This window comes from Streptomyces sp. NPDC030799 (assembly GCF_055572255.1).
Window position 1 is genome coordinate 101,408 of record NZ_JBVIDS010000005.1, and the last position, 22,741, is coordinate 124,148.

The 22,741-nt window shown below is 73.1% G+C and carries 25 protein-coding genes; 12 read left to right on the plus strand and 13 right to left on the minus strand.

Annotation, left to right across the window (positions count from 1 at the left end; all coding sequences use genetic code 11):
• Nucleotides 1-57: 57 nt before the first annotated feature.
• Complete coding sequence (locus tag ACZ41I_RS13905) at nt 58-888, plus strand: alpha/beta fold hydrolase (protein ID WP_468514150.1); 831 nt, start codon at nt 58-60, stop codon at nt 886-888.
• On the opposite strand, the gene ACZ41I_RS13910 is transcribed toward ACZ41I_RS13905, so the two are convergent.
• The 3 genes from ACZ41I_RS13910 to ACZ41I_RS13920 form a co-directional block, all read right to left on the minus strand.
• Nucleotides 885-1,520, minus strand: a complete 636-nt coding sequence (locus tag ACZ41I_RS13910; RefSeq protein WP_468514151.1) for a LysE family transporter — start codon at nt 1,518-1,520, stop codon at nt 885-887. The two genes, ACZ41I_RS13905 and ACZ41I_RS13910, sit on opposite strands and share 4 nt — an antisense overlap.
• Nucleotides 1,521-1,790: 270 nt before the next feature.
• Nucleotides 1,791-2,933: an FUSC family protein gene (locus tag ACZ41I_RS13915; RefSeq protein WP_468514152.1), complete on the minus strand. Its 1,143-nt coding sequence runs from the start codon at nt 2,931-2,933 to the stop codon at nt 1,791-1,793.
• Between the two features lie 419 nt (nt 2,934-3,352).
• Entirely contained in the window at nt 3,353-4,510 is a 1,158-nt protein-coding gene (locus ACZ41I_RS13920) for an FAD-dependent monooxygenase (protein WP_468514153.1), read from the minus strand.
• Nucleotides 4,511-4,595: 85 nt separating this feature from the next.
• On the opposite strand from ACZ41I_RS13920, the gene ACZ41I_RS13925 reads away from it, so the two are divergent.
• Nucleotides 4,596-5,153 carry a TetR/AcrR family transcriptional regulator gene (locus ACZ41I_RS13925; protein ID WP_399767461.1) on the plus strand — a complete coding sequence of 186 codons (558 nt, stop codon included), beginning with the start codon at nt 4,596-4,598 and terminating at the stop codon, nt 5,151-5,153.
• Nucleotides 5,154-5,179: 26 nt separating this feature from the next.
• Here ACZ41I_RS13925 and ACZ41I_RS13930 read toward each other — a convergent pair whose 3' ends face one another.
• The 3 genes from ACZ41I_RS13930 to ACZ41I_RS13940 all read right to left on the minus strand — a co-directional run bounded on the left by ACZ41I_RS13930 (nt 5,180) and on the right by ACZ41I_RS13940 (nt 7,675).
• Complete coding sequence (locus ACZ41I_RS13930) at nt 5,180-6,346, minus strand: AI-2E family transporter (protein ID WP_468514154.1); 1,167 nt, start codon at nt 6,344-6,346, stop codon at nt 5,180-5,182.
• Between the two features lie 377 nt (nt 6,347-6,723).
• Complete coding sequence (locus ACZ41I_RS13935; RefSeq protein WP_399767467.1) at nt 6,724-7,119, minus strand: ANTAR domain-containing protein; 396 nt, start codon at nt 7,117-7,119, stop codon at nt 6,724-6,726.
• A 106-nt stretch (nt 7,120-7,225) separates the two neighbouring features.
• On the minus strand, nt 7,226-7,675 hold the full coding sequence (locus ACZ41I_RS13940) for a DUF2267 domain-containing protein (RefSeq protein WP_399767470.1): 450 nt from the start codon (nt 7,673-7,675) through the stop codon (nt 7,226-7,228).
• Nucleotides 7,676-7,910: 235 nt separating this feature from the next.
• Here ACZ41I_RS13940 and ACZ41I_RS13945 point away from each other — a divergent pair, with 235 nt between their 5' ends.
• Nucleotides 7,911-8,648: an MgtC/SapB family protein gene (locus tag ACZ41I_RS13945; RefSeq protein WP_468514155.1), complete on the plus strand. Its 738-nt coding sequence runs from the start codon at nt 7,911-7,913 to the stop codon at nt 8,646-8,648.
• A gap of 43 nt (nt 8,649-8,691) precedes the next feature.
• Here the strand turns inward: ACZ41I_RS13945 and ACZ41I_RS13950 are convergent, their stop codons facing one another.
• Nucleotides 8,692-9,192 (minus strand): DUF1360 domain-containing protein, encoded by a 501-nt coding sequence (locus ACZ41I_RS13950; RefSeq protein ID WP_399767474.1) that lies wholly within the window; start codon nt 9,190-9,192, stop codon nt 8,692-8,694.
• Between the two features lie 461 nt (nt 9,193-9,653).
• Between ACZ41I_RS13950 and ACZ41I_RS13955 the strand changes: the two genes are divergently transcribed.
• The 9 genes from ACZ41I_RS13955 (at nt 9,654) to hypE (ending at nt 18,918) form a co-directional block, all read left to right on the plus strand.
• Nucleotides 9,654-10,184, plus strand: a complete 531-nt coding sequence (locus tag ACZ41I_RS13955; RefSeq protein ID WP_468514156.1) for a hypothetical protein — start codon at nt 9,654-9,656, stop codon at nt 10,182-10,184.
• Between the two features lie 374 nt (nt 10,185-10,558).
• Nucleotides 10,559-10,927 carry a hypothetical protein gene (locus tag ACZ41I_RS13960; protein WP_363219660.1) on the plus strand — a complete coding sequence of 123 codons (369 nt, stop codon included), beginning with the start codon at nt 10,559-10,561 and terminating at the stop codon, nt 10,925-10,927.
• 66 nt (nt 10,928-10,993) lie between these two features.
• Nucleotides 10,994-12,703, plus strand: coding sequence for an enoyl-CoA hydratase-related protein (locus ACZ41I_RS13965; RefSeq protein WP_468514157.1), 1,710 nt, complete (start codon nt 10,994-10,996; stop codon nt 12,701-12,703).
• The gene (locus tag ACZ41I_RS13970) at nt 12,700-13,266 is read left to right on the plus strand and encodes a hydrogenase maturation protease (protein WP_468514158.1); all 567 of its coding nucleotides are present in this window, start codon (nt 12,700-12,702) and stop codon (nt 13,264-13,266) included. Before ACZ41I_RS13965 ends, ACZ41I_RS13970 begins: the two co-directional genes overlap by 4 nt.
• A 73-nt stretch (nt 13,267-13,339) precedes the next feature.
• Entirely contained in the window at nt 13,340-14,062 is a 723-nt protein-coding gene (gene hypB / locus ACZ41I_RS13975; protein ID WP_363219663.1) for a hydrogenase nickel incorporation protein HypB, read from the plus strand.
• Entirely contained in the window at nt 14,059-16,407 is a 2,349-nt protein-coding gene (gene hypF, locus ACZ41I_RS13980) for a carbamoyltransferase HypF (RefSeq protein ID WP_468514159.1), read from the plus strand. The genes hypB and hypF overlap by 4 nt, the downstream gene beginning before the upstream one ends.
• 3 nt (nt 16,408-16,410) lie before the next feature.
• A complete protein-coding gene (locus ACZ41I_RS13985; RefSeq protein ID WP_363219665.1) occupies nt 16,411-16,701 on the plus strand; it encodes a HypC/HybG/HupF family hydrogenase formation chaperone in 291 nt (96 codons plus the stop codon).
• Nucleotides 16,698-17,852: a hydrogenase formation protein HypD gene (gene hypD, locus ACZ41I_RS13990; RefSeq protein WP_468514160.1), complete on the plus strand. Its 1,155-nt coding sequence runs from the start codon at nt 16,698-16,700 to the stop codon at nt 17,850-17,852. The genes ACZ41I_RS13985 and hypD overlap by 4 nt, the downstream gene beginning before the upstream one ends.
• On the plus strand, nt 17,845-18,918 hold the full coding sequence (hypE, locus tag ACZ41I_RS13995; protein WP_399767491.1) for a hydrogenase expression/formation protein HypE: 1,074 nt from the start codon (nt 17,845-17,847) through the stop codon (nt 18,916-18,918). The genes hypD and hypE overlap by 8 nt, the downstream gene beginning before the upstream one ends.
• A 30-nt stretch (nt 18,919-18,948) precedes the next feature.
• Here hypE and hypA read toward each other — a convergent pair whose 3' ends face one another.
• From hypA to ACZ41I_RS14025, 6 genes are read right to left on the minus strand one after another with little or no spacing between them, the layout of a single operon-like run.
• Nucleotides 18,949-19,305: a hydrogenase maturation nickel metallochaperone HypA gene (gene hypA, locus ACZ41I_RS14000; RefSeq protein ID WP_363219668.1), complete on the minus strand. Its 357-nt coding sequence runs from the start codon at nt 19,303-19,305 to the stop codon at nt 18,949-18,951.
• 7 nt (nt 19,306-19,312) lie between these two features.
• Nucleotides 19,313-19,474 (minus strand): hypothetical protein, encoded by a 162-nt coding sequence (locus ACZ41I_RS14005; RefSeq protein ID WP_363219669.1) that lies wholly within the window; start codon nt 19,472-19,474, stop codon nt 19,313-19,315.
• Between the two features lie 50 nt (nt 19,475-19,524).
• The gene (locus ACZ41I_RS14010; RefSeq protein ID WP_363219670.1) at nt 19,525-19,731 is read right to left on the minus strand and encodes a hypothetical protein; all 207 of its coding nucleotides are present in this window, start codon (nt 19,729-19,731) and stop codon (nt 19,525-19,527) included.
• A 20-nt stretch (nt 19,732-19,751) separates the two neighbouring features.
• A complete protein-coding gene (locus ACZ41I_RS14015; RefSeq protein WP_468514161.1) occupies nt 19,752-20,342 on the minus strand; it encodes a DUF5947 family protein in 591 nt (196 codons plus the stop codon).
• Nucleotides 20,339-20,893, minus strand: a complete 555-nt coding sequence (locus ACZ41I_RS14020; protein WP_363219672.1) for a NifU family protein — start codon at nt 20,891-20,893, stop codon at nt 20,339-20,341. The genes ACZ41I_RS14015 and ACZ41I_RS14020 overlap by 4 nt, the downstream gene beginning before the upstream one ends.
• Nucleotides 20,886-22,679, minus strand: a complete 1,794-nt coding sequence (locus tag ACZ41I_RS14025) for a nickel-dependent hydrogenase large subunit (protein WP_468514162.1) — start codon at nt 22,677-22,679, stop codon at nt 20,886-20,888. The genes ACZ41I_RS14020 and ACZ41I_RS14025 overlap by 8 nt, the downstream gene beginning before the upstream one ends.
• Nucleotides 22,680-22,741: the final 62 nt, after the last annotated feature.

The following is a 22,741-nucleotide window of genomic DNA, read 5'->3' on the forward strand; positions in this document are numbered from 1 at the left end:
GGCACCAGGATGACACCTCGGTTGCCAACGCGCGCGAGAAATGACACCTTGGTTGTCATGATTGTGGACATCGCCTCATTGCCCACCCGTTTGCTGCCGACCGCCGACGGTTCCCTCGCCTACCGCGAGGCGGGCTCCGGTTCGCCCCTGGTTTTCCTGCACGCCGGTTTCCTCGACCACCGCATGTGGGAGGAACAGGTCCGCACCTTCGCGCCCCACCACCGGGTCATCGCCTACGACGCCCGCGGCCACGGCGGCTCGGCCAACGCGACCGGCCCCTTCCGGCCCGTCGACGACCTCGCCGCGCTGCTGCGCGGCCTCGACGCCGCCCCCGCCGTGCTCGTCGGCGTCTCCATGGGCGGGGCCACGGCGGTCGACTGTGCGCTGGAACACCCCGAACTGGTCCGCGCCGTCGTCGTCAGCGGCGTCGGGACGAGCGAGCCCGTCTTCGAGGATCCCTGGGCCCTGGACGTGTTCGCCGCCCAGCAGCAGGCCCTGGTCGCCGGTGACGTGGCCGGCTGGGTGGACGCCTTCCAGCGCTTCACCGCCGGACCGCACCGCGACCTCGCCGACGTCGCCCCCGAAGTCGTCCGCCGCATAGCGGAGATGGCCCACGGCACACTCGCCAAGCACACGCCCGAAGAGCCCGACCACCGGGTGCCCGTCACCGCCACCTGGGAGCGCGTAGCGGGCATCACGGTCCCCGTGTACGCAATCAACGGCGCCCTCGACGCCCCCGATCACCTCGCCGCGGCCACCCGGCTGACCCGTCTCGTGCCCGGCGCACGGGCCGTTACCGTGCCGGGCGTCGGGCACTACCCGAACATGGAGGACCCGGCACGTTTCGATGCCGAACTGGCGGCGTTCCTGGAGCGGTTGCCCGACTAGGAGGCGTGTGCGAAGAGCATGCGAAGGGCGAGGGCGGTCATCACGGCACTGGACGCCAGGGCCGTGCCGAGCCGCCCGCGGCTGCCGGTCAGGAGCCGGCCGAGCAGGGCTCCGCTGCCGGCCAGCAGCAGCTGCCAACTGGCGGACGCCGCGAAGGCGGCCACCACGAACACGGCCCGCTCCAGGTGACTCGGCTCCGCCGAGGTCTGGCCGCCCAGGACCAGAGCCGCGAAGTAGAGCACGGTGAGGGGGTTCATCATCGTGACACCCCACAGTCCGATGAAGGCCCGTGCGGGGCGGGGCGGAGCCTCCTCGCTCCGTGCGGCCGTCCGTGGCTCCCGGTAGTGGGTGATCGCCTGTGCTGCGCCGCGTACGGCCAGGACGACGAGCACCGAGCCGGCGATCCAGCGCAGAGGGTGCGTGATCGGCTCAAGGGCGCCCGCCAGCGCGGAGCCTCCGAGCACGGCGATCAACGCGTAGAGGCCGTCAGCGACCGCCACCCCCAGCGCGGCGCACGCGCCGGTCTTCCACGAGGTCCGGGCGGTCAACGCCACCAGATACGTCCCGACGGCCCCCACGGGAACGGCGATGCCGTACCCCGCGAGGAGCCCCGCGACCAGCGCCGCCGTCATGCGCGGACGGGCAGCGGCCTCCGCGGGCGACCGGGCTGCTGCTGTCGGCCACACACCGATCGGTCGGCGGCGGTCGACGGCAGAAGGACGGTCAGCGAGGTCATGGGCCGAGCATGACGGCGGCGCGTCCGCCCGGACAACTCCTTTTCACAGCAGCTCGCGGCCGGCCACGGCCCCCGGAACGGCACTGACGAGCGCATGGCGGGCGGCATCGAGCGAGCGCCGAGCGGGCCTGCTCGGCGTCGTGCCGTTCGGTGACCGGTCCCCGTGTCACGTCCCCGAGGCGGCCAGCTGATCGGCCAGCCGGTGTGCCTGGGCGAGCAGCGCGCCGTATGTGGCGACCTCGTCGGGGTCGTCCGTCGTGGAGCGGACCAGGTCCCGGCGCAGCTCGTCCAACGTCCCGCGCAGCCGCGCGACGGCCGTGCGCAGTTCTCCGTCGCACGCCTCGTCGCCGAACCGGCTGTGGCTGTAGAGCCGCAGCGCGTGTGCGGTGCGGCGCAGGAACTCGGCGTAGCAGCGGGCGAGTTCGGGGTGCGGCCGGGATGCCGCGCGGTGCTCGGTCGCGGCCTCCAGTACCGTGCGGGTCACGCCCGCCGTGTGCACGGCCGCGTAGTCCAGCACCACGACCGCGTCGTCGTACCCCTTGCCGGGCGGTGGCGCGGCACGGGGGCGCCTGCGGCGCAGGTTGCCGCGCAGACTCTCCCGGCTCCACGCGAGCGCCGAGCGGGCCTGCTCCACGAGCCGGTGCAACCGCAGGGCCCGCTCGTGCCAGGCGCCGGCCTCGTCGGTGTCCCAGCGTCCCTCGGCCAGCCCCTGCGCCACGGCCCGCAGGATGTCGTGGGCCTCCTCGGTCGCGTCCTTGAGGACGGCCCGGCTGTCCCGCAGATACAGCGGAGGCCGGACCAGGGCGTTGACCGCGATGCCGACCACGGCTCCGAACAGGGCTTCCGCGAGCCGGGCCGCGGAGGTGGCGACGGTGACGGACCCGTTGGTCAGGACGAACAGGGCGCCGGTGGCGGCGTAGATGCCCTGGCTGCCCAGGCGCCGCCACTGGCCGAGCAGCATCGCGAGGGGCAGGACGACGGCCATCGCGGCCACCGTGTCGTGCAGTGGCAGCGCGATCGCGGTGGCCGCGATCGTGCCGGCCGCGATCGCCGCGAGCTGCTGCAGCCCGTGCGCGATCGACCGGTACACGGTCGACTCCACGAGGACCACCGCCACCCACGGCGCGACGAACGCCACCGGTGCGTGCAGCCACCAGCCCGCCACCGCCCACGCCAGCCATGCGGCCAGTGCCGCCTTCATCGCCTGGGCGGCCAGATCCCGCTCCCGGCACGGCCCCGCCCAGGCCCGTGCCGCACCGTGCGCCGCGGCCCTCACCTCACGCCACAGCGCCTGCCAGCTCACTCGCATGCCACACACCGAGCCCGGGTGCCACCCCGGACAGCGCTCCATGCCGGCGGCCCGAATCCTCCGCTCCACGCCGGCCGCCCCAATCGCCCGCTCGATGCCGCCCAACCTGAATCGTTCGTTCCATGCCGGCGCCCGCATCGCAGACGTCCAACGGCCTGCCCGGTGCCTGCGGCTCACGCAGCCCGGACGAGCAGCACGTCGGCCGCGCGGGAGCGGGCCTGCCTCCGGTCCGCCTGTACGTGGGCGACCGAGGCATCAACCGTTGCCCGGCGTCCACCGACGTCTGTGGCGTGTCCGGAGGGCGCCCGGCCGGCCAGGATCAGCACCGGCAGCCGCCGGTCGGGCGATCGCCCATGCGGAGGCCGGGGCCAGCAGCGAAGGCGACGGGGGACGCGCACCGCCGAACAGGCGGTCGGCGGTCAACCCAGGCTGGGCGGTGTCCAGTCGGCGTGGCGCAGGATCGCCCGCGTCGTCGCCCGGGACGGGGCGAGCCGTAGCGCGGTGTTGCGCAGGGTCACGGCGAGGGGGTGGGACAGCTGCTGACCCATGCGGCCCGCCTGCCGGGCGGCGCGGGCGACCGCCTGGGAGCGTGGGCGGCGCTCGGCGTCGTAGCGGGCCAGTGCCGCGCCGACCGACGGCTCACCGGCGAGCGCGGCGGCCAGCGTGACCGCGTCCTCCAGCGCCTGACAGGCGCCCTGGCCGAGATTCGGCGTCATCGCGTGCGCCGCGTCACCGAGGAGCGCCACCCGACCCGCGACGAACGACCCCAAGGGCGTGGCCAGCTCGTGGATGTCGTGGTGGAGCACATCCTCCGGCCGGGTCGCCTCCAGAAGCGCGGGGATCGGATCGTGCCAGGCGCCGAAGCGCCGGCGCAGCATGCCGAGCGGGTCGGGGTGGCGGACCCCGGCCGGGGCGGTGAGCACCGCGTGCCACTCGGCCCGGCCGTCGGCGAAGGCGATGTGCCCGAACTCCGCACCCCCGCCCCAGGTCAGCTCGAAGTCGCCGCTCAGCTCCAGCAGCCCTGCGGTGATCGCCCGCAGCACCGTCGAGCCGCCGTAGACCGGACCGGGATGGCCGGGGAACAGCAGTCCGCGCAGCCGGCTGCCCACCCCGTCGGCCGCGACGACCAGGTCGGCGTCCAGAACGCCGTCCCCGACCGGCACCGCCACCCGGTCCGGGGCCGACCGGTCCAGTGCGGGCACGGTGATCCCGGTGTGCAGGCACTCGGCCGGCAGGGCCGCGCGCAGCAGGCGGTGCAGGACCGCGCGCCGGATGCCGACGATCGGCGTGCCGAGCGTGCGTTCCAGGGCGGTGCCGTCCATCCGGGCCAGCCAGCGGCCCTCGGGAGTGCGGGTGCCGCCGCTGTACTGCGGTCGGGCCGCCGCGCGCACGGCTGCTCCGACGCCGAGCGCGTCCAGGGCGCGCAGACCGTTCGCGTGCAGCGAGATGCCCGCTCCCGCGTCGGCCAGGGTCGCGGACCGCTCCACCACCCGTACCTCCCAGCCGATCCGGCGCAGACCGATCGCCGCCGCCAGCCCGCCTATGCCGCCGCCGACCACCACCGCCGTACCGCCCATGCCGGTCCCCCTTCGTCTTCTACAGATGTAGAAGAGCGTACAGGCGTGTTCTACGGCTGTAGAAACGGGGGTGTAGAAAGAGGGGGTGTCCACAGATCGACGTACTGTCCTCACCGACGCGGCCATCGCCGTGCTCGCCGACACCGGTATGCGGGGGCTGACGCACCGCGCCGTGGACCGGGCGGCAGGACTGCCCGACGGCACCACCTCCGCCTACTACCGCACCCGTCAGGCCCTGCTCACCGCGCTGGTCCGGCGCCTGGTGGCCCTCGACCAGGCCGAGCTGCAGGAGATCGGCGCCCGGGTGCCGGTGCCGCGCACCGTCGGTGACATGGTCGCCGGACTGGCGCAGTTCGCCGCAGCGCGGCTCACCGGGGAGGGGCGCAGACGTTCCCTGGCGCGCTACGCGTGTGCAGTCGAGAGCGCGCGTCATCCCGAACTGCGCGAGATCCTGCTGCCGCGCGAGAACCGTGCGCGGCAGGCGGCATGCGACTTTCTCGCAGCTCAGGGTGTGGCGGACCCGGAGGAACGCACGGTGACGCTGCTGACCTGTGTGGACGGCCTGATCTTCGACCGGCTGGTGAACGGCGGAAGTGTGTCGGAGGAGGAGATCAGGGGCCTTGTGGCGGCGGCTCTGCGCTGAGCGGTACGACGGCGGCGCGCTTCTTCTCAGGGCGGCACCGCGCGCAGCGCGCGCAGCACCGCCCACACGACCGAGACCAGCGGCACGGCCACCACCGCACCGATCACACCGGCGATGATGCTGCCGGCGATCACCGAGACCGCGACGACGAGCGGATGCAGCCGTACGGCCCAGCTCATCACCAGCGGATGCAGCACATGCCCCTCCAGCTGGCCGATGACGACGATCAGCGCCAGCACGGCCACCGCCGTGATCGGCCCGCGTCCGGCCAGCGCGACGACCGTGGCGACGGCGAGCGCGACCGGCGAGCCCACCAGGGGCACGAACGCGGCGAAGAACTCCAGCAGCGTCAGCGGCAGCGCGAGCGGCACCCGCAGCACGAGGAGTGCGACTCCGACGAGGATGGCATTGGTGGCCGCCACGATGATGATGCCGCGCGTGTACCCGGCGAAGGCCTGCCAGGCCGCGTGGCCGGCCCGGTCCCACGCCGTACGGGCGCCGCTCGGCAGCAGCTGGTCGCGGATCCATCCCCACAGGCGCTCGCCGGAGTGGATGAAGAACACCGAGGCGAACAGCGCCAGCGCGACCCCGGTGACCAGCTCGACCACCCTGCTCAGTCCGCTGACGGCGCGGCTGAGCAGGCTGGACCGGTGCGTGGAGATGTAGTGCGTGACCTGGTTCTCCAGCTCGGACAGCCGTCCGGGACTCAGCTTGAACGGCGGCCTGCGCAACCACTCCTCGATGCGGTGCACCCCGCCCCGGAACTCACCCGCCAGTCGGGCCGACTCGCCCGCCACGGCATTGCCCACCAGGGCCAGCAGGCCCAGCAGGAGCAGCACACTGCCCACCAGCGTCACGGCGACGGCCAGCGGCCGCGGCACGATCCGGCTGAGCAGGTCCGTCAGCGGGCGCAGGACGGAGGTCACGACCAGCGCGAGGAAGAGGGCGACGGCGATGAGCTGGAAGCTGCCGAGGACGCTGAAGACGCCGTAGACGACGATCCCGACGAGGATGAGCCGCCAGGAGTAGGCCGCCCCGACCCGCAGCCAGGGCACCGTCCGCTCGGCCACGGGCACGGGTTCGGGCCGCGGGGCGGCCGGGATCCGCACCGCATACGCCGGCCGGCTGCCCAGTACCCGCCTCCCGCGGCGCCGGCCGCCCGCTCCGGCCACCCGCGGCCCATCGCCCTCCACCGATTCCGGCTCCTCTCCGCCACCCCTGATGACGGTCGGTCACATGTACAGCACCGTAAGCGCACGTGGCCGGCGGAGCGCGCGGAATACGCCCGCGCGCTTCTTCGGGATGTGACCGGAGCGTGCGTCACAGGACCTTCACAACAGCCCGGGGTGGGCCGGACCGAGCGGGGCACCCGGGAGCTGCCGCCGGCAGAGAGGGATCCACCAGTGATCACCATCGCCGTACTGCTGCTTCCGATCCTCAGCATCCTGCTGTACGGGCTGGACCAGGTCGAGGACCGGTGGATCCTGCGGCCTCCGGCCGCCCGGCACAGCAGGCACCGCCGACTTCGCCGCGCGAACGGTACAAAGACGAACCGTACAAAGGCGGGCCGTCACTGATCCGGTGCCGGATCCCCCGTCGCCCGACGTCCCGTCGGGATCTCGTCAAGGTCGGCGGCTCTCCGGTAGCGCGCGATCGCCCTGGCGAGTTCCAGCCGCTCCGGCTCGGGGAGCGACCCGCCCCGGGCGTACTGCAGGATGTGCTCGGCGACCGTCCGGAGCTTGGTGTTGGTGCGCTGGGAGACGTCCCGCAGCGCCCGCCAGGCCTCTTCCGGGGCGATCTGCCCGATGACGACCACGGCTCCGATGGCCTGGTCGATCACCGCGTGCGAGGACACGGCGCGGCGCAGCTGCTCGTTCTCGGTCATCAGCCGTTCGTACTCGGCTGCCAGGTCGGTGGAGGAGAGCAGGACCAGTGGCTGATGCCGGGAGAGCGCGAAGAAGGCCATGGAGCACCTTTGCAGGAGTGGGGGCGTCACTGCTACGCCTGCCCTCGGTGGGCGCCGACACACAGATTGAACCAGCAGCGCGCCGGGTCGCGCAGGTGCCCAGGTGTCAGCCCTGCCCGCCCCCACGGGTGTTCTCGGCGCTCTCGGTCGCCCGGCCCACCGGCAGCAGGTCACGGATGTCCGCGGGCAGGGCGCCGGCCATCCGTTCGGTCAGCTCCGGCGCGAGCGCGGCGTCGAGCACCTCCAGCACCGCGGCGGCCTCCCGCAGGGCCGTGTCCTCGTCGGTGCCCGCCCGGTCGGCGATGCGTCCGGCGAAGACGGTCAGCCCGAACCGCTCGCCCGCCACGCCGGAGTCGGCGGCCGCCGAGGCGTCGGCCGCCTCCCGCATGGCCGCCGCCATGTCGGGCGGCAGCTGGGCGGCCACATGCCGGGCCAGCCCGGACGGCAGCCGCTCCGACAGGGTGCTGACGACGGCGTGCGCGGCCCGTTCGGCCGAACCCCGGTCCGGCAGCTGGGCCAGTTCCTGCACCTTTCCGATCATCTCGTCGTGCCGCATGAGGCCGGTTCCTTCCGCACGAAGTCCTGACGCAGTGGTACGTCCCTCGCCGCGGGTGAGGCGCGAGCCTCGGCCCGTCCGGGTACCTGGGCCTGCCGAGTACCCGGTTGCCGCGGCCCAGTACCCGGTTGCGGCCGGTGTCCGCCCCGGTGGAGTCGCGCTCCCGTCGCGGGGTAGGCGCCGGCGGCGGACCATCGAACGACCGGACACCGGCGGAGCGAGATGTGAGGTGTGCATGATAGGAGCGGGACTGGCGGCACCGTTGTGGGACGTGCACAACGGCCAGGGGCTGCGGCAGCTGGCCGAGCTGGGGCTGGCGCTGCTGCTGTCCAGCCTGATCGGCTGGGAGCGGGCGGCCCAGCAGAAGAGCGCCGGACTGCGCACCCATACGCTCGTCGGCATCGCCAGCGCGCTGATGATGGAGGTGTCCCAGCACGGGTTCACGGCGGTGCTCGGGCTGGAGAACGTCTCCTTCGACCCCTCCCGCGTCGCGGCGCAGATCGTGTCCGGCATCGGCTTCATCGGCGGCGGCCTGATCTTCGTGCGGCGGGACGCCGTACGGGGGCTGACGACGGCCGCCACCATCTGGCTGACCTGTGCGGTCGGCATGGCCTGCGGCGGCGGACTGCCCCTCCTCGCGCTGGCGGTGACCGCCCTGCACTTCCTGGTGGTGCGGGGCTATCCGCTCTTCACGTCCCGTCTGATCCCGGGCACGGCCGCAGGCACCTTCGAGGCGCGGCTGACCTACCGGACCGGTGCGGCACTGCTGCCACGCCTGATGGAGACCTGCACGCGGCGCGGCTTCCGGATCGTGCAGGTCAAGGTCGAACGGCTGCCCGGCCGGGCGGACGACGCGGCCCGGGTGCTGCTGGAACTGGAGGGCACCGGGGACTCGTCGGGGCTGGCGTCGGAGTTCTTCCAGGACGCGGGGGTGCTCGACGTCGAGGTGAGCGCCGCGGCGGACGACGAATAGCGCGTACGGCCGCTCCGGCGCAGGAGCGCCGGTCCCGTGCCGCTCAGCTCCCTTGCGTCTGTTCCGTCTGCTGTGTCCATGTCCAGACGTACTGCAGCCAGTCCGCGACCGTCAGCGCGCCGAGGCCCCCGCAGACGAGGCGGGTGAGCCTCGGCGTCGCGGCGTACGAGCACACCAGAGCGCCGGCGGTCCAGGCCGAGATGCAGAACGGGCAGGACAGCAGGTCGCCCACGGCTCGCCGGATCCCGCGGCCCCGCGGTTCGTCGATGACCTCGTTCGCCTCGCCCTCGTCCGCGCGGCGGGTGAACGGCGCCCGCAGAAAGCTCGTGACCTTGTCCCTGGCCAGCAGCCTGGACGCCTTGTACGCCCCCGCACCCATCAGTACGACGTCCCACGGCGGCACCTCGTCCGGCAGCCGGACCCCCCGGCGCCGGGCCAGCACCGCGAAGGTGCCGGCGCCCGCCGTGAAGACGGAGGCGAGGACGGCATACCCGGCGAGCGGGACGTCGCCCTGGTCGTCGTACCGCACGGCGTCCGTCGTCATGAGACCTCCCAAACCTCCCCGCACGTCCGCCCAGCAGGCAGCGGGCCCGCCTCGAGTTCCCCGGGCCGGGGTGGCGACACGTACCCCCTGGGCACCGGGCCCGGCGCGAGAGGGCGGGCCGGGATGCCGACCGGGCACGGGTGGACGGGCCGGGACACCGGCTGGGCACGGGTGGACGGGCAGGGGCGGCATGCGGCACCGGTGGACTGGGTCAGGGTCGTCCGAACCGCTCCGCCGCCGCTGGCCCCACGCCGATGCCGGCGACGGCTGCCGACGCCGACGGGACGGCGCCGACCCGCGGGCGGGGCGGCGTCCACCCGATGCGTGGTGCGAGACCCCCTGTGACGTGGGCAATGCCACATATGACCTGGTTCGCAACCCCCTCCCCGTCGTACCCGCGCCAGGCTACCGTTGCGACGAGCCCCTGTTCCCCTTCCCCTCGCCTCTCGGACGGCCCGGCTGTGCTCACTGATCTGTCCCCTCTCATCGCCGCGACGGCACGCTGGCTGACGGTCGCCTACCCACCCAGTGGCGGCGCGCTGGCCTCCGCCCTGTGCGAGGCACAGGCCCGGCAGGCCGTGACCGTCGCCGCGTGGCTGCGCTACCCGACGGAGATCGACGCGGCCCTGGTCACGATGGCCGGTCCCGGCGGCGCCGCACGCCTCGACTGGATCACCGGTACCGAGCGGGCCGGTGAGGACGGCCCGGTGGACGACTGGGCCTGGCGCACCTGGGTGGACGAGGTCGTCGCGAGCTGGGCGGCCGGGTTGCTCACCGATCCCGAGCTGGCCGGGCTCGCCGTCGCCGCACTCGCCGACGGCGAGCACGCCTCGGGCGCACCGGTGGAGTTCCGGCGCCTGCTCGCGCCCGACGACGGTGACTGCCGCGCCGCCGCGCTGCTGCGCCACCCCGACCTTCTCGCCCCCGTCGCCGAGCTGCACCTCGACCAGCTCCTGGACCGCCTGGGACCGGACGGCGCCCTCGCCGCCTGAGCCCGTGTCCCACCGCCCCTCTCCTGTGCCCTTCCCCCTGGGCGCCCTCCGCCTGGGCCCCTGTGCCGTCGGGCCCCCTCCGGTGTCGTACGCCCTTGCCGGGGTACTGCGGAGCTGATCCGTGGGCCGTTCGCCGGCGGCGGCCGGCCCGAGTGGCGGCAGGCAGGAGAAGGCGATGGGCGCGCAAGGCGACGAGACATCGGCGGACGGGGCAGTGGGCCCGGGCATGGGGGCGCCGAACCGGATACGGGCCGCGGCCCGGGCCGCCGCATGACCGCCTGGCGGCCAGTGAGCCGGTCGAGTCGGCCAAGTCGGCCAAGCCGGTCCAGTCGGCCGAGTGGCCGGTGGCGTCGGCCGAAAGGGAAGGCCCGGTCATGACCTTCAAGAATCCCGTGCACCGCGGCGGGGCGCGCCGCGGCCGGTTCGAGCAGTTCGCGGAATACGCCTCCAATTTCACCAGCTCCCCGGTGTTCTTCCTCTTCTGCCTGCTCCTCGTCGGCTTCTTCGTCGCCGCGCACCTCGCGCAGCTGCGGATCGAGCTGCTGCTGCTCGCGGGCGAGTCGATGACCGCGGTCACCCTGCTGCTCCTGGCGCTCCTGAAGAACGCCGAGATGCGGGCCGAGCACGCGATCCAGCGCAAGCTCGACGCGATCGCCGGGGCCCTGCTGGAGGCCCACTCCGACGACCGGAGCCAGGCCTTCGAGGATCTGCGCAATGCGATCCGTATGGAGGAAGAGACCTGACAGAGGGGGGCAAATCCGCGCGGCGGTTCTTCACGGCACCCCGGCCAGGGACGACCATGCGATGTCATGGACATTTTGCTCGTCGCCAGCGCGTTCAACAGCCTCTCCCAGCGTGTGTACGCCGAACTGTCGGACCTCGGGCACCGCGTGGACGTCGTCCTCGCCGCGCAGGGCGCCGACCCGGTCCGAGCCGCCGTGCGCGAGCTGCGGCCGGAGCTGGTCATCGCGCCGATGCTCAGGACGGCCCTGCCCGCGGACGTGTGGCGGGAGCACACCTGCCTGATCGTGCATCCCGGCCCGCCCGGTGACCGCGGCCCGTCCTCGCTGGACTGGGCCATCGCCGAGGGGGCGGACCAGTGGGGGGTGACGGTCCTGCAGGCGGAGGCGGCGATGGACGCGGGTGCGATCTGGGCGGCGGAACCCTTCCCCGTGGCGCCGGTCGGCAAGAGCGACCTGTACCGCAACGAGGCCTCCGACGCCGCCGTCACCGCCGTCCTGACCGCCGTACGGCGCTATGCCGAGGGGTCCTACAAGCCCCAGCGGCAGACCGACGACTCGATCAGCGTGGTCTGGCGCGACGCCTTCCGTCAGGAGCGGCGCCGTATCGACTGGGAGCGGGACGACACCGAAACGGTCCTGCGCAAACTCCGCGGCGCCGACTCACAGCCGGGCGTCCTGGACGAACTCCTCGGCCGTGAGGTGTTCCTGCACGGCGGACACCCCGAGGACCGGCTGCGCGGCCGCCCCGGCGCCCTGCTGGCGACCCGGGCGGGCGCCGTCTGCCGGGCCACCCGGGACGGCGCCGTGTGGATCCCGGAACTGCGCCCGCGCAAGAACTCCGGCGACCCGGCGCCCTTCCGCCGCCCGGCCGCCTCCGTGCTCGCCTCGTACCAGCCCTCCCTCCGGCTCGCGGCCTGCCCCCTGCCGCTCGAACTGTCCCCGGATCGCCGCACCTGGACCGACATCCGCTACCGGCAGCGCGGTGACGTCGGATTCCTGGCCTTCTCCTTCCCCGGCGGGGCCATGAGCACCGACCAGTGCCGCAGGCTGCTCGCCGCCTACGAGTCGGCCCTCGCCCGCCGCACGTCGGTCCTGGTGCTCGGCGGAGCCCGCGACTTCTTCTCCAACGGCATCCACCTGAACGTCATCGAGGCGGCCGCCGACCCGGCCGAGGAGTCCTGGGCCAACCTCAACGCCATGGACGACCTCGTCGAGGCGGTCCTGTGCACCACCGACCGGCTGGTGGTGGCCGCGCTCGCCGGCAACGCGGCGGCGGGCGGCGCCATGCTCGCTCTCGCCGCCGACGAGGTCTGGTGCCGTACGGGCGCCGTCCTCAATCCGCACTACCGGCGGATGGGCCTGTACGGCTCGGAGTTCTGGACGTACACGCTGCCGCGCCGCGTCGGAGCGGACACGGCCCACCGGCTGACGACCGAGGCGCTGCCGGTCAGCGCCACGACGGCCCAGCGGATCGGGCTGGTGGACCGGCTGGTGCCGACCGGTGCGCAGGACTTCGCGGCAGAGGTCGAGCGGATGGCGGCGGACGTCGCGGCCGCTCCGAACATCGCCCGGCGCATCTCCGACAAGGCGGCGGCCCGCCGCTCGGACGAGAAGGTGCGACCGCTGGCGAAGTACCGACAGGTCGAACTGGCCCGTATGCACGCCGTCTTCTTCGATCCCGAAGCCCCGTACCACGCGCTGCGGTCGGCCTTCGTACGGAAGGTGCCCGGCGGCACCGCCCGCCCCCTGGCGCTGCCCGCCGGAGACGTCCGTTGACGCCGCGCCTGCTGGTGGCGGGCGTCGGCAACATCTTCCTCGCCGACGACGCCTTCGGCCCCGAGGTGATCCGCGCCCTCGGCGATCGCCCATTGCCGTCCCGGGTACGGGTGCACGACTACGGCATCCGCGGCATGGACCTCGCCTACGCCCTGCTGGACGGATACGACACCGCCGTTCTGGTCGACGCGGCACGGCGCGGCCACCGCCCCGGCACCCTCTCGCTGATCGAGGCCGCACCCCCCGACGGCACCGTCGTGCCCGAGGCCCACGGCATGGACCCGGCGAAGGTGCTGGCCCTGGCCGCGCACCTGGGCGAGGAGCCACTGCCCCGTGTCCTCGTCCTGGCCTGCGAGCCGCAGGTGCTGCCGGCCGGTGACGAGGACCTGCTGCCGGGGCTCAGTACACCGGTACGGGAAGCCGTCCCCCGGGCCGTCGACACGCTGCACGCCCTGATCCCGGTGCTGCTCGCCGACCCCGCCGCGTCCGCACCCCCGTTGGGCCGCCCGATGGAATCCGGGCCCCCGCGCCCGGCTGCGCTGCCCGGTACGACGGCAGGCTGAGCGGAAGATCGGGGGAGCCCGGGCCACAGGGACGCGGCCCGGGCCCCACCGCCGTATCCGAGGAGCTGTGCCCATGTGCCGGTCCGACGTCAAGCAGGCCGTTCTGGCGAAGAACGACGACCTGGCCGCGGATCTGCGCGGCGACCTCGCCCGGCAGGGCGTCACCGTCGTCAACCTGCTGTCCAGCCCGGGCAGCGGAAAGACCGAACTCCTCGGCCGGGTCCTGGCCCGCGCGGTGGAGCAGGGCGTGCCGGTGGCCGCGCTCACCGCGGACCTGGCCACCGAGAACGACGCGGTCCGGCTGGCCCGTTCCGGCGCCCCCGTCCAGCAACTGCTCACCGACGGACTGTGCCACCTGGAGGCCCGTCAGGTGCGCGCCAGGCTGGACGGCTGGCTGCCGCCGGACACCTCGGTGCTCTTCGTGGAGAACGTCGGCAACCTCGTCTGTCCGGCCGCGTACGACCTCGGCGAGACCCTGCGGGTCGTGCTGATGGCGGTCACCGAGGGCGAGGACAAGCCGCTGAAGTACCCCACCGCCTTCGGCTCTGCCCATCTGGTGGTGATCACCAAGGCGGACCTCGCGGAGCCGGCCGGCTTCGACGAGACCGCGTTCCGGACGAACGTGCAGCGGGTCAACCCGGGCGTGGAGATCGTACGGTCCTGCGCCCGCACCGGTGACGGAGTCGGCACCCTCCTGGAGCGCGCCCTCGCCGCCCGGGACGGCGCCCCGCACCGCCCGCCCCTGGCCCCGCAGCCGCACGGCCACCACCCCACCGCGTCCGCTCCCGTCGCATGACCGCCCCCGCCGCCGGACCGGTACGCCGCGTCCTCACCGTGCGGGGAACCGTGCAGGGGGTCGGCTTCCGGCCGTATGTGCACCGCCTCGCCGCTGGGCTCGGTCTGGCCGGATTCGTCGGCAACACAGGCGACGGCGTGCACATCGAGATCGAGGGCCCGGCGCCGGAGGTGGACCGCTTCTGCGTCCTGCTCGCGGAGCAGCCGCCGCCGCTCGCCACCGTCACCGCCGTCGAGGACATGGCCCTGCCCGCGACCGGCGACACCGGCGCCTTCACCATCCGCTCCACCGAGCGGGCCGCGGGTCGCACCCAGCTCCCGCCCGACACCGCCACCTGCGCCGACTGCCTGCGGGAACTCGCCGATCCGGCCGACCGCCGGCACCGGCACCCGTTCGTCACCTGCACCCACTGCGGCCCGCGCTTCACCATCGCCACCGCGATGCCGTACGACCGCGTGGCCACGACCATGGCCGGCTTCCCGATGTGCCCGTCCTGCGCCCGCGAGTACGGCGATCCCGGCGACCGGCGCTTCCACGCCCAGCCGGTCGCCTGCCCCGACTGCGGACCGCGGCTCACCCTGGTCCCGGCCGACGATCTCGGCGTCCGCCCGGCCCGGGACGCGGACGCCCTGGCGGCGGCACGGGCGTTGCTGGCCGCCGGGCGGATCGTCGCCGTCAAGGGCCTCGGTGGTTACCACCTGGCCTGCGACGCCACCGACGCCCGGGCCGTGGCCACGCTGCGCGACCGCAAGGAGCGCGGCGGCAAGGCCTTCGCGGTGATGTGCGCCGACCTCGCCACCGCCGAGCGGCTCGCGGACGTCTCCGCCGCCGAACGGGCCGCGCTCACCAGCGCCCGGCGCCCCATCGTGCTGCTCCGCCGGCGCACCCCGGCCGACGGCCTCCGCCTCGCCGACCAGGTCTGCCCGGGCAGCCCGCACGTGGGCGTGATGCTGCCCTACACCCCGGTGCACACCCTGCTGTTCGGGCTGCCCGGCGATCCGCCCGGCCCCCGGGTCCTGGTCATGACGAGCGGCAACCGCTCCGGCGAGCCCATCGTCACCGACGACGCCGAGGCGCTGACCCGGCTCGCCGGACTCGCCGACGCCTGGCTCGCCCACGACCGGCCCATCGCCTCGCCGTGCGACGACTCCCTGCTGCGGGTCCGCCCCGACGGCACCGGACAGGTCCTCAGACGATCCCGCGGCTTCGTCCCGCGCCCCGTGCGCCTCCCGGTTCCGGTACGGCCCGTCCTCGCGGTCGGCGGTGACCTCAAGAACGCCCTGTGCCTGGGCGAGGGCGACCACGCCTGGTTCGGGCCGCACATCGGTGACATGGGCGAACTGGCCGGCCTGGAGGCCGCCGAGCGCGTCGAGCGACACCTGGCCCGTCTCACCGGAGTCGCCGTGGCCCTCGTCGCCGCCGACCGGCACCCCGGCTACCACTCGACCCGCCGAGCCCGCACCCGGGCCGCCCAACTGCCGGACCAGGCGTTGCGGTTGGTCCAGCACCACCACGCCCACATCGCCTCCGCGATGGCCGAACACGGCCTGGACGGTACGACCCCGGTGATCGGAGTCGCCTTCGACGGCACCGGGTACGGCGACGACGGCACCGTGTGGGGCGGCGAGATCCTGCTCGCCGACTACACCGGCTATCGGCGCTTCGCCCACCTCGCACCCGCACCGCTGCCCGGCGGGGACGCAGGCGTGGCCAATCCGTGCAGGCTGGCGCTGGCCCGGCTGTGGGCGGCAGGACTGGACTGGGAACCGGACCTGCCCAGCGTCCGGGCCTGCACGGACGTCGAACGCGCCATACTGCGCCGGCAGCTGGACCGGCAGGTGGCATGTGCGCCCACATCCAGCATGGGCCGCCTCTTCGACGCGGTGTCGTCCCTGGTCGGCGTGTGTCACCGGGCGGGATACGAGGCGCAGGCCGCGATGGAGCTGGAGGCGACGGCGACCGAGGCCCGCGACGCGGACGGGGTGGCGTACCCCTTCGGGTTCGCCCGGCAGCGGGACATCGACCCGGCGCCCATGCTGCGCGCACTCCTGGAGGACCGGCGGCGCGGCACCCCCGCACCGGTCCTCGCCGCCCGCTTCCACCGAGGCGTCGCGGCGGCCGTCGCCGGCATCTGTCACCGTGCCCGCGCCGAGACCGGCCTGACCACGGTCGCCCTCACCGGAGGTGTCTTCGCCAACAGCCTGCTGGAGGAGGAGTGCACCGCACGGCTGGCCACGACCGGCTTCACGATCCTGCGGCACGGCGAAGTCCCCCCGAACGACGGAGGGTTGGCGCTCGGTCAGCTCATGGTCGCGGGAACAGCGAACCACCACGAGACGGAGTGACCCATGTGTCTGGCAGTGCCCGGCAAGGTCGTGTCCATCGACCACCGCGCCGACCCCCTGACCGGGATGATCGACTTTGGCGGAGTGCAGAAACAGGCGTGTCTCGAGTACCTGCCCGACGTGCGGGTGGGGGAGTACGTCATCGTCCACGTCGGCTTCGCCCTGCAGCGCCTGGACGAGGAGTCGGCCCGGGCGTCCCTGGAGTTGTTCGAGCAACTGGGGTTGCTGGAGGAGGAGTTCGGGGACGCCTGGGAGCAGGCGGCCCGGCAGGAGAGCGGGAGTGAGGCCCGGTGAAGTACATCGACGAGTTCAACGACCCGGACCTGGCGCGCCGGCTGCTGGACGAGATCCACGCCACGGTCACCCGGCCCTGGGCGCTGATGGAGGTCTGCGGCGGCCAGACGCACTCCATCATCCGGCACGGCATCGACCAACTCCTGCCGGAGAAGGTCGAGTTGATCCACGGGCCCGGCTGTCCGGTGTGCGTCACCCCGCTCGACGTCATCGACAAGGCCCTGGAGATCGCCGCCCGCCCCGAGGTGATCTTCTGCTCCTTCGGGGACATGCTGCGCGTGCCCGGCACCGACCGGGACCTGTTCCGGGTCAAGGGCGGGGGCGGTGACGTCCGCGTGGTGTACTCACCGCTGGACGCGCTCGACCTCGCCCGCAAGCACCCGGACCGCCAGGTGGTGTTCTTCGCCATCGGCTTCGAGACGACCGCACCCGCCAACGCCATGGCCGTCCACCAGGCCCGCCGCCTCGGCCTGGAGAACTTCAGCCTGCTGGTCTCCCACGTCCGCGTCCCGCCCGCGATCGAGGCCATCATGACGGCACCGCAATGCCGGGTGCAGGGCTTCCTCGCCGCAGGGCACGTGTGCAGCGTGATGGGCACCGCCGAGTACCCGGAGCTGGCCGACCGGCACCGGGTGCCGATCGTCGTGACCGGGTTCGAGCCGCTGGACATCCTGGAAGGCATCCGCCGCGCCGTACACCAGCTGGAGCGCGGCGAGCACCGGGTGGAGAACGCCTATCCGCGCGCCGTACGCGAGCAGGGCAACCCGGCGGCCCTGCGCATGCTGGAGGACGTCTTCCAGGTCACCGACCGCAACTGGCGCGGCATCGGCCGCATCCCCGCCAGCGGCTGGCGGCTGTCCGACGCCTACCGGGCCTACGACGCCGAACACCGCTTCGACGTCGCCGGAATCCGCACCGAGGAACCCGCCGTGTGCCGCGCCGGTGAGGTGCTGCAGGGCCTGATCAAGCCCACCGAGTGCGAGGCGTTCGGCACCAGCTGCACCCCGCGCACCCCGCTCGGCGCCACCATGGTCTCCAGCGAGGGCGCCTGCGCGGCCTACTACCTGTACCGCCGGATGCACAACGCCCCCACGCCGCAGGGATCCCGCACGCCGCAGTCCCAGCAGGAGGAGATGAACCCCGTTGGCTGACCTGGCTACCGAAGCGGCCGTCGACCCCGCGAACTGGGCCTGTCCCGCGCCCCTGCGCGACCAGCCGGTCGTCGTCATGGGCCACGGCGGAGGCGGCGCCCTGTCCGCCGAACTCATCGAGCAGGTCTTCGCCCCCGCCTACGGCAACCCCACCCTGGCCGCGCTCACCGACTCGGCCGTCCTCGACCTGGGCGGGGCCCGGCTGGCCTTCTCCACGGACTCCTACGTCGTACGGCCGCTGTTCTTCCCCGGCGGCAGCCTCGGCGACCTCGCCGTCAACGGCACGGTGAACGACCTGGCGATGAGCGGAGCCCGGCCCGCCTACCTGTCCACCGCCTTCGTCCTGGAAGAGGGCGTGGAACTGGACGTCGTCCGCCGCATCGCGCAGGCCATCGGCGCGGCGGCCGAGACGGCGGGGGTCACCGTCGCCACCGGCGACACAAAGGTGGTGGAGTCCGGACACGGCGACGGCGTCTATGTCACCACCGCCGGCGTGGGCCTCGTACCGGACGGAGTCGACATCCGCCCGCAGCGCGCCCGGCCGGGCGACGCCGTCATCGTCAGCGGCCCCATCGGGCTGCACGGCGTGGCGATCATGAGCGTCCGCGAGGGCCTGGAGTTCGGCGTCGAGATCGCCTCCGACACCGCGCCCCTGGCGGACCTCGTGGCGGCCATGCTGGCGGTCACCACGGACCTCCACGTCCTACGTGACCCGACCCGGGGCGGACTCGGAACGTCCCTGAACGAGATCGCCCGTGCCTCCGGCACCGGCGTGCGGCTGCACGAGCGGGCCATCCCGGTCCCGGAGGAGGTCGCGAACGCCTGCGGCTTCCTCGGCCTGGACCCGCTGTACGTCGCCAACGAGGGCCGGCTCGTCGCCTTCGTACCCGCGCGGCACGCCGAAGCGGTTCTTGCGGCGATGCGGGCGCACCCGCAGGGCCACGGCGCCGCCCTCATCGGCGAGTGCGTGGCCGACCACCCGGGCATGGTCGTCGTCGCCACCGGCCTCGGCGGCACCCGGGTGGTGGACCTGCCGCTCGGGGAGCAACTGCCCCGGATCTGCTGAGCGGAGGATCTGCCGAGCGGACCGGCCCCGTCAGGACGGGGCCGGTACCGGATCGACCGCCGTGATCTCCAGCTCCCGTCCGCTGCGCAGCTCCTGCGACGGCCGGTCGCAGCGCGGGCACCAGAAGAACGGCGGCATGCCGACCGCGAACTCCTCGGCGCACCCGCCGCACCAGGCGTGCGCGGTCACCTGCTCCACGACGAGCCGCGCCCCGGCGAGCGGCGTGCCGTCGCGGGCCACCTCGAAGGCGAAGCACAGCGCGTCCGGCACGACACCGGCCAGCTCCCCGACGCGGACGGTCACCGCTGTCACACGGTCCACGCCGTCCGCGCGGGCGATCTCCTCGGCTTGTTCCACGATCGCGGTCGCGATCGACAGCTCGTGCACGAGCGGCTCACGGGTACCGGCGGTTGGCGCGCAGCCCACCGGTCATCCGGTAGATGCGCAATTCCCGCAGGATGCCCGGGAGTTCCCTGACGAACAGGGCGGCCACGAGACTGCCGACCAGCGCGGCCTGCGCCGCGAGCAGCTGCCGTCCCGACATCCCCGCACGCACGGGCCTTCTTCTTCGCATGGCCATGTTCATGACTGTCACTGTCTGCTCCCTCATCCCGGTGAGATGTTCGGCATGTCCTTCACCAGGGCGTCATGCCGTTTCCAGTGGATACCGGTGGAGCGGCGGGCGTCGGAACTGCCGTCCTTGTGGTGTCCGGGCTGGTGCTTGTACGGGCCCTTGTTGCCCTGGTGCAGTCCGCGCACGTGGGAGGGCGTATCGGGCTTCGCCTGGGGGCGGCCCACTCGGATGCTCCCCATGTCGGTTCTCCTTCCCGGTCTCACGACCGCTCGGTCAGCTCCCCGAAGAACTGTTCTACGGCCGGCCAGACCCGGCCGCCACCGGACAGGCCCCGCCACTCGCGGCGGACCAGAGCGATCATCCGGTAGCAGTCGTCGACCGGCACGATCCAGTGTTCGTCGAGGCCGCGCACGGTGTTCACGAGCAGCGCCTCGACGTCGGGTGCCATGGCGGCGAGCTGCGGGACCGTGGCGGCCAGCCGCTGCCAGGCCGCCGCGTCCACCTCCCAGCGCATGGCCCCGGCCGGGCTCGGCCCCTGTGCGGTGACCGTGCCGTCGGAGCGCGGCACGAAGAACACCAGGCCCACCGGGACGCCCAGCACGCCGGTGTCGACCGGCGGGAGCCGCAGCCGGCGGCGGGGCACGAGCCGGTAGCGGCCCGCCGCGTCGTCGGCGAACAGCACCGAGCACGGGCCGCACACACACCGCACTTCGGCTGCGGCGGTGTCGTACAGGTGAGCGTGTTCCTCGGTCACACGGGCGGCGCACAGCTCGCAGACCTCGGGTTCGGCCGTCGCCGCGCGGTCGGCGGCGGAGCGGATGACGCGGGCGAGCGCACCGTCCACGGTCACCGCGCCTCCTGCGGCGTGGCCCGGCGCTTGATCGTGGTCAACGGTACGAACGCCGGTGCCGCCCTGCGCTCGCTCGGCACCGTCTCCACGGCGGTCAGCTCGGGAGCGACGGCCAGCACCGCCGCCCGGACCGCCTCGGTGACGTCGGAGGAGCCGCCACCGCACCCGGAGCCGCATCCGCCGCCGGTGCTCAGCCGCACCCGCGCCACCTGCCCGTCGACCCCGGCCCACTCCAGGTCACCGCCGCGGTCGCGCACCACGGGCCGCAGCTTCTCCACCGCGCGGGCAGCCCGGCGCTCCGGGGCCTCGGGGTGGATCCCGTGCAGCACCATGAGATGCCCTGCCAGTTCGTCGTCGGCGAGCCGCTCCCGCAACGGTGCGTCGGCGTGGTCCAGCACGCGGGCGAGAGCCTCGCCGTAGACCTCGGTCAGCAGCCGCACCGCCTCCAGGGCCGGGCCCGGCGTGGCTTCCAGCCCGGCCAGCACCTCGTCGAGACGGGCGAGCCGCGCCTCCACCTCCGGGTCCGCCAGCCGTACGGCGGTCTCAGCCATGGTTGGCCCCGTACGTCGGCGAGTGCACGGTGGTCAGGGTCTTGCCCTTACCCATGTACATGTGCACGCCGCACGGCAGACAGGGGTCGAAGCTGCGCACGGTGCGCATGATGTCGACGCCCTTGAAGTCGTCCGGACCGTTCTCCTCGAAGATCGGCTGGCCCTGCACGGCGTCCTCGTACGGGCCCGGGGTGCCGTAGATGTCGCGGGGACTGGCGTTCCACGGGGTCGGCGGGTACGGGTGGTAGTTGGCGATCTTCTTGTCCCGGATCACCAGGTGGTGGGAGAGGACGCCGCGCACCGCCTCGTGGAAGCCGCAGCCGATCGACTCGTCCGGCACCTCGAAGTTCTCGTACACCTTGGTGTCGCCGCTCCTGAGCATCCCCATGGCCTCCTCCAGGAACTGCAGGGCCATGGCGGCGGCGTAGGCGATGAAGTACGGCCGGGCGCGGTCCCGTTCGAGGGTGTTGCTCCACTTCGGGATGCGCCACTCCAGGGTCGTCTCCGGCAGCTTCTCGCCCTTGGGCAGGGTGATGCGGATGGCGCCGCCGGTCGTCTTGACGTACGGCGTGTCGACCAGGCCGCTCAGCGCGGTGGACCACAGCCGGGCCAGCGGTCCGCCACCCGTGTCCAGCGCGAGGTGCTCACCGGTGTCCGGGTGGTACCAGCGGGGGCTCATCACCCAGCTGTAGTTGCCCTCGAAGTCCCGCTTCTGCGGCACCGGCACCGTGGTCTGGTTCCACGGGTGGCGCATGTCCACGGGGTTGCCGAGGGGATCGTGGGTGACGAACGGGTCCTCGTTGACCCAGTCCTCGTAGAAGGAGCTGCCCAACATGATGCGCAGGCCGAGGTTGATGTCGATGAGGTTGTTGGTGACCAGCTTGCCGTCCACCACGACGCCCGGCGTGACGTACATGGCCCGGCCCCACTCGTTCATCGACGCGTAGCGGTAGTCCACGACGTCCGGGTTCTGGAAGGCCCCCCAGCAGCCCAGCAGGATCCGGCGTTTGCCGACCTCCTCGTAGCCGGGCAGGGCCTCGTAGAAGAAGTCGAAGACGTCGTCGTTCATGGCCACCGCCTTCTTGATGAAGTCGATGACGCGCATCAGGCGGCTGAGGTAGTCGGTGAAGGTGTTCGGCTGCGGCATCGTGCCGACGCCGCCCGGGTACATCGTGGAGGGGTGCACGTGCCGCCCCTCCATCAGGCAGAACATCTCCCGGGTGATCCGGCTGACCTTCAGCGCCTCCTTGTAGACCTCGCCCTCGAAGGGGTTGAAGGCCTTCATGATGTCCGCGACGGTCCGGTAGCCGTGGATGTCGCCGCGGGGCGCGTCGGTGCGCTCGGCGCGGGCCAGGACCCCGGGGTTGGTGGCCTTGACCATCGCCTCGCAGAAGTCCACGAAGACCAGATTGTCCTGGAAGATCGTGTGGTCGAAGATGTACTCCGCCGCCTCGCCGAGGTTGGTGATGTGCTCGGCCAGCTTCGGCGGCTTGACGCCGTAGGCCATCTGCTGGGCGTAGTTCGAGCAGGTGGTGTGGTTGTCCCCGCAGATGCCGCAGATCCGGGAGGTGATGAACCCGGCGTCGCGCGGATCCTTGCCCTTCATGAACACCGAATAGCCGCGGAACAGCGATGAGGTGCTGTGGCACTCCACGACTTCCTGATTGGCGAAGTCGATCTTCGTGTAGATGCCCAGGTTGCCGATGATCCGGGTGATCGGATCCCAGGACATGTCCACGATCTGGGCGGGTTTGCGTTCTGTCGGCCGCGATTCGGTGGTGGTCATCTGCGGTTCTGCCCCTCGCTGTTCGGGTCGGGCGGGTCGTTGGCGGGACGGGGTGGGGCGGC

Coding starts and splice junctions, on each gene's coding strand:
- ACZ41I_RS14020 (WP_363219672.1), bottom strand. CDS start 20,893: ATGGCTGAGACCGCCGTACGGCTGGCGGACCCGGAGGTGGAGGCGCGG.
- ACZ41I_RS13935 (WP_399767467.1), bottom strand. CDS start 7,119: ATGGCCTTCTTCGCGCTCTCCCGGCATCAGCCACTGGTCCTGCTCTCC.
- ACZ41I_RS13960 (WP_363219660.1), top strand. CDS start 10,559: ATGACCTTCAAGAATCCCGTGCACCGCGGCGGGGCGCGCCGCGGCCGG.
- hypF (WP_468514159.1), top strand. CDS start 14,059: ATGACCGCCCCCGCCGCCGGACCGGTACGCCGCGTCCTCACCGTGCGG.
- ACZ41I_RS13965 (WP_468514157.1), top strand. CDS start 10,994: ATGGACATTTTGCTCGTCGCCAGCGCGTTCAACAGCCTCTCCCAGCGT.
- ACZ41I_RS13910 (WP_468514151.1), bottom strand. CDS start 1,520: ATGACGGCGGCGCTGGTCGCGGGGCTCCTCGCGGGGTACGGCATCGCC.
- ACZ41I_RS13920 (WP_468514153.1), bottom strand. CDS start 4,510: ATGGGCGGTACGGCGGTGGTGGTCGGCGGCGGCATAGGCGGGCTGGCG.
- ACZ41I_RS13950 (WP_399767474.1), bottom strand. CDS start 9,192: ATGACGACGGACGCCGTGCGGTACGACGACCAGGGCGACGTCCCGCTC.
- ACZ41I_RS13915 (WP_468514152.1), bottom strand. CDS start 2,933: ATGCGAGTGAGCTGGCAGGCGCTGTGGCGTGAGGTGAGGGCCGCGGCG.
- ACZ41I_RS13940 (WP_399767470.1), bottom strand. CDS start 7,675: ATGCGGCACGACGAGATGATCGGAAAGGTGCAGGAACTGGCCCAGCTG.
- ACZ41I_RS13945 (WP_468514155.1), top strand. CDS start 7,911: ATGATAGGAGCGGGACTGGCGGCACCGTTGTGGGACGTGCACAACGGC.
- ACZ41I_RS14010 (WP_363219670.1), bottom strand. CDS start 19,731: ATGGGGAGCATCCGAGTGGGCCGCCCCCAGGCGAAGCCCGATACGCCC.
- hypB (WP_363219663.1), top strand. CDS start 13,340: ATGTGCCGGTCCGACGTCAAGCAGGCCGTTCTGGCGAAGAACGACGAC.
- ACZ41I_RS13985 (WP_363219665.1), top strand. CDS start 16,411: ATGTGTCTGGCAGTGCCCGGCAAGGTCGTGTCCATCGACCACCGCGCC.
- ACZ41I_RS14025 (WP_468514162.1), bottom strand. CDS start 22,679: ATGACCACCACCGAATCGCGGCCGACAGAACGCAAACCCGCCCAGATC.
- ACZ41I_RS13905 (WP_468514150.1), top strand. CDS start 58: ATGATTGTGGACATCGCCTCATTGCCCACCCGTTTGCTGCCGACCGCC.